The 325-nt window shown below is 76.3% G+C and carries 1 protein-coding gene; it reads right to left on the minus strand.

Going from position 1 to position 325, the window contains the following annotated elements; genetic code table 11:
• Window positions 1–325 (minus strand): KR domain-containing protein (locus tag PUR61_RS17525; RefSeq protein ID WP_329879793.1); only part of this gene is annotated, 325 nt, incomplete at both ends.

A 325-nucleotide genomic window follows, 5' to 3' on the forward strand; every position in this document is an offset into this window, starting at 1 on the left:
CGTACCCAGCGCGGCGTCGAAGGCCGCGAGCCCCTGCTCGGCGGTCAGCGGCAGGATGCCGCCCTGCCGGGCCCGGGCCAGCTCGGCCTCACTGAGCCCGCCGGCCATACCCGCGTCCCACAGGCCCCAGGCCAGCGACGGCGCCGGCTCGCCCTGCGCCCGCAGCTCGGTCGCGTCGGCGTCCTGGAAGGCGTTGGCCGCAGAGTAGTTGGCCTGGCCGGCGTTGCCGAAGAGACCGGCCGCCGAAGAGTAGAGGACGAAGGCGCCGAGCGTCCTGCCCTCCGTCGCGGCGGCGAGGTTGCGCGCGGCGTCGACCTTGGAGCGC

Source organism: Streptomyces sp. BE20 (assembly GCF_036322525.1).
Lineage (GTDB): Bacteria > Actinomycetota > Actinomycetes > Streptomycetales > Streptomycetaceae > Kitasatospora.